Origin of the sequence: Mycobacterium sp. (assembly GCF_049802695.1) — a bacterium.
Classification (GTDB): Bacteria; Actinomycetota; Actinomycetes; order Mycobacteriales; family Mycobacteriaceae; genus Mycobacterium.
Window position 1 is genome coordinate 1 of sequence record NZ_JBARMY010000541.1, and the last position, 4,339, is coordinate 4,339.

The following is a 4,339-nucleotide window of genomic DNA, read 5'->3' on the forward strand; positions in this document are numbered from 1 at the left end:
GGACACGATGGTGCCCTGGATGACGAGCAGGTCGATGCCCGCCGCCAGCAGCACCGGGGTCATCGCTTGGGCGTTCTGCGGGCTCACCCGCACCGCGGTGATCACCCCGGCCTCCCGGATGCGGGCCACCGCAGCGCCCAGCAGCTCGGGATCAAGCGGCGCGGCGTGCAGCTGCTGCAGCAGCCGGATCGCCGCGGCCGGTTCGGGTTCTTTGGCGGCGGCTTCCAGGACCTGCGCGATCTTGGCCTGGACGTCGGCGTGCCGGCCGATCAGGCCCTCGCCGTTGAGCACACCCAGACCGCCGAGACGGCCCAGTTCAATGGCGAACTCCGGCGACACCAGCGCGTCGGTGGGGTGGGCGATGACGGGGATCTCGAACCGGTAGGCGTCGAGTTGCCAGCACGTCGACACGTCCTGCGACGAGCGGGTGCGCCGCGACGGGACGATGTTGACGTCGGCGAGTTCGTAGGTCCGCCGCGCAGTGCGGCCCATCCCGATCTCGGCCATGTCACGCATGCGACAACCCGCTCACCGCGCCGAGTAATTAGGTGCTTCGGCGGTCATGGTGATGTCGTGCGGGTGGCTTTCTTTCAGCCCCGCAGCGGTGATCCGCACGAATTGCGCCCGTTGCAACACTTCAATGGTGGTGGAGCCGGTGTAGCCCATGGCGGCGCGCAGGCCACCGGTGAGCTGGTGAATCACCGTCGCCAACGGGCCGCGGAACGGCACCCGGCCCTCGATGCCCTCGGGCACCAGCTTGTCCTCGGACAGCACATCGTCGGCGAAGTAGCGGTCTTTGGAATACGACTTGCCCTGACCCCGGCCCTGCATGGCGCCCAGCGACCCCATGCCGCGGTAACTCTTGTACTGCTTGCCGTTGACGAAGATCAATTCGCCGGGCGCTTCGGCGGTGCCGGCCAGCAGCGACCCCAACATGGCCGTCGATGCGCCGGCAGCCAGCGCCTTGGCGATGTCACCGGAGTACTGCAATCCGCCGTCGGCGATCACTGGCACTCCATGCGGACGACACGCTGCTACTGCTTCCAAGATCGCGGTGATCTGCGGCGCCCCGACCCCGGCCACCACCCGCGTGGTGCAGATCGAGCCCGGTCCCACGCCTACCTTCACCGCGTCGGCCCCGGCTTCCACCAGCGCCGCGGCCGCCGACCTGGTGGCGACATTGCCGCCGACGACCTCGACGCGGTCGCCGACCTCGACCTTGAGTTTGCCGACCATGTCGAGCACCAGTCGGTTGTGGGCGTGTGCGGTGTCGACGACCACCACGTCGGCCCCGGCGTCGACCAGCGTCATCGCTCGCACCCACGCGTCCTCGCCAACGCCGACGGCCGCACCGACCAACAGCCGTCCGTCGCTGTCCTTGGTGGCCAGCGGGTGCTGCTCGGTTTTGACGAAGTCCTTGACGGTGATCAACCCGGTTAACCGGCCCCGGCCGTCGACGATGGGCAGCTTCTCGATCTTGTTGCGCCGCAGCAGACCGAGCGCTGCGTCGGCGGTGACGCCCTCCCGAGCGGTGATCAGCGGGGCTTTGGTCATCACCTCAGCAACCCGCTTGGACTGGTCGACCTCAAAACGCATGTCGCGGTTTGTGATGATCCCGACCAGTGCGCCGGAATCGTCGACCACCGGCAGCCCGGAGATCCGGAACCGGGCGCACATCGCGTCCACCTCGGCCAGCGTGTTGGTCGGCCGGCAGGTGACCGGGTCGGTGACCATCCCGGCTTCCGAGCGTTTGACCGTTTCCACCTGGCCGGCTTGCTCGGCAACCGGCAGGTTGCGGTGCAGCACACCCATGCCGCCGGCCCTGGCCATCGCGATCGCCATCCGAGACTCGGTGACGGTGTCCATCGCCGAGCTCACCAGCGGCACCTTGAGCCGAATCTTCCTGGTGAGCTGGCTGGAAGTGTCCGCAGTGGCAGGCACCACATCAGAGGCCGCGGGCAGCAGCAACACGTCGTCGAAGGTCAGCCCGAGCATCGCCACCTTGTTCGGGTCGTCGCCGCCGATCGGCACCGCCTCTTCGGCGAACCCGCCGGCGCGCAGAAACGGACTGGCGACCCGGTCGGGGCTGCCGTCGAGAGTAGACATTGTGCGGCCTCCCAAGCAGGTCCCAAAACAAGCTGCGAACGAGCGGATCGCGAGCAGGTTCAAAGCGGGCGAGTGAAGCCCATCCTATCGGCTCGCCCACCGATTCTTGAGCCATGTTGGTCGGCGCGGCCGACGGGACGGCTCGCCCGGCCCGCCGCTGGCGCGACGGCTCCCCGCTTGCGTAATGTGAAGGGGTGCGCGACCACCTCCCGCCGGGTTTGCCGCCCGATCCTTTCGCTGACGATCCGTGTGATCCCTCCGCTGCGCTGGACGCCGTCGAGCCGGGTCAACCGCTGGATCCGCAGGAGCGAACAGCGGTCGAAGCTGACCTTGCCGACCTTGCCGTGTACGAAGCCCTGTTGGCGCACCGGGGCATCCGCGGCCTGGTGGTTTGCTGCGAGGAATGCCAGCAGGACCACTATCACGACTGGGATATGTTGCGCGCCAACCTTTTACAGTTGCTGATCGACGGCACTGTGCGACCGCACGAGCCGGCTTACGATCCCGAGCCCGATGCGTATGTGACGTGGGACTACTGCCGCGGTTACGCCGACGCGTCGCTCAACGAGGCGACGTCGGACGCCGAGGGTTATCACGGGCTTCGCTGAGCTGTTCTAGCTTTTTTCCGCTAGCCGCCGGGCGCGGTCGTGGCGTCCGGGTTACGGGTGGCGACTTTCGCGTTAAGCCGGTTGACCTGGTTGATCAGGTTCTGTTTGCGGTTGGTGTCGTTGACGTTTTGCACCGTGTCGTTGACGACCGCCAGTTTGCCCTGAGCCTGATCCCACCGACCTTGCGCGATCATCTGCTGCACCTCGGCCAGCTCATTCTTCGCGGTCAGTTCAATCTGGTCGTCGTCGACCGGCGCCTGGCCGAACAGCACCGTGTGCACGCTGTACAGCGGGCCGCCGGGTTGCGCGTCGGCCACCATGACACCCAACCCGCCGAACGCCAGAATCGCTGCGGCCACCGACGCCACCAAAGTCAGTCCGTGGCGCTGATCGGCGCGGACCGCTCGCCCGCTGCGCAACGCGATCAACGCTGCTTCCTCCGGGACCAGCGCAGGCGACGACGGCCGCCTGAGCTCGTCACGCCACTCCCCGAGCAGGCCGGCCAGCACGTCGTCGTCGCGGTCGTTGTCGACGGTGTCGACCGGGTCGCCGGCGGCGAGCGCGTCGACGAATCGGTCGGTACGGGTCAACAGATCCGTGGCCACCGGGTCGGGTCCGCGCTCAGACACGGTCTTGCCCCGTCGCGCTGAGGACCGATTTCAACCGCGCCAGCGCCCGGTGCTGGGCTACCCGGACGGCTCCCGGCGTGGTGCCCAGCGCGTCGGCGGTCTCGTCGGAGCTCAAGCCGACGACGACGCGCAGGATCAAGATTTCGCGCTGCTTGGCGGGCAACTCCGCCAGCAGCTCGTTCATCCGGCGCACCGACTCGGCTTCGATCGCCGACTGCTCGGGATCCGGTGCCCCCGAACGGATTTCGGGGATCGAATCAACCGGGTGGGACAGATCGCGGGCGGCGGCACGGTGGGCGTCGGCGACCTTGTGCGCGGCAATGCCGTACGCGAAAGCCAGAAACGGGCGGCCCTGATCGCAGTAGCGCGGCAGTGCTGTCATGACGGCCAAGCACACCTCCTGTGCGACGTCATCCGCCGAGACTCCGCTTCGCTCTGCCGTGCCCAGGCGGGCCCGGCAGTACCGAACGACGATCGGCCGGACGGTTTCCAGCACTGTCCGAATCGCGCCCCGATCGCCTGCCACCGCGTCTGCGACGGCAGCGTCGAGACGGTCTTCTGGCAGTGTCATCGACCGCGGTATCTCCGGCGTTACCAGCTGGGCACATCCCGGCGCAGTGACACACGACGACGATAACGGCCGATGCCTTGTTCAAGCGGTAGCGCGCGCCCACGTGCCGCCGGCGTGCCGCACCCGATCCGCGCAGCGGTCCCTCAGCGCTTGCAGCTCGCTGGTCGGGTGGCTGGTGCTGCCGATGTCGACCAGCAGGCATGCTAACGCCCACCGCAGTGGGACGAGTCCCAGTCGACCGGCGGCTTCGAATGCGGCGTCACCGACGGTTCGTGCGCGGTCGAGGTCGCCGAAGCTGCACAGCGCGGCCGCCAGCACCAGTTGGCTTTTGACGCGGTGGCGTTCGGACCCGGCCCCGGGGACCGGCTCAGAAAGCGGCTCAGAAAGCGGCTCAGCCGCCAGCTCAACGGCCGCTTCGGCATGCC

The 4,339-nt window shown here is 68.0% G+C and carries 5 protein-coding genes and 1 pseudogene; 1 reads left to right on the forward strand and 5 read right to left on the reverse strand.

All coding sequences use genetic code 11. The features are described 5' to 3' along the window. Positions 1–507 (reverse strand): IMP dehydrogenase (locus WA317_RS21330; RefSeq protein WP_425174926.1); only part of this gene is annotated, 507 nt, incomplete at its 3' end. Between the two features lie 21 nt (positions 508–528). Continuing rightward, positions 529–2,106, reverse strand: a complete 1,578-nt coding sequence (gene guaB, locus WA317_RS21335) for an IMP dehydrogenase (RefSeq protein ID WP_425174922.1) — start codon at positions 2,104–2,106, stop codon at positions 529–531. A 194-nt stretch (positions 2,107–2,300) separates the two neighbouring features. Between guaB and WA317_RS21340 the strand changes: the two genes are divergently transcribed. Further along, a complete protein-coding gene (locus WA317_RS21340; protein ID WP_425174923.1) occupies positions 2,301–2,714 on the forward strand; it encodes a DUF5319 domain-containing protein in 414 nt (137 codons plus the stop codon). A gap of 20 nt (positions 2,715–2,734) precedes the next feature. On the opposite strand, the gene WA317_RS21345 is transcribed toward WA317_RS21340, so the two are convergent. The 3 genes and pseudogenes from WA317_RS21345 to WA317_RS21355 form a co-directional block, all read right to left on the reverse strand. Next, positions 2,735–3,343 carry an anti-sigma-D factor RsdA gene (locus WA317_RS21345; protein ID WP_425174924.1) on the reverse strand — a complete coding sequence of 203 codons (609 nt, stop codon included), beginning with the start codon at positions 3,341–3,343 and terminating at the stop codon, positions 2,735–2,737. Further along, positions 3,336–3,914, reverse strand: a complete 579-nt coding sequence (locus WA317_RS21350; protein WP_425174925.1) for a sigma-70 family RNA polymerase sigma factor — start codon at positions 3,912–3,914, stop codon at positions 3,336–3,338. The genes WA317_RS21345 and WA317_RS21350 overlap by 8 nt, the downstream gene beginning before the upstream one ends. Positions 3,915–3,995: 81 nt before the next feature. Further along, a pseudogene (locus WA317_RS21355) lies at positions 3,996–4,339 on the reverse strand (hypothetical protein); the annotation flags it as partial.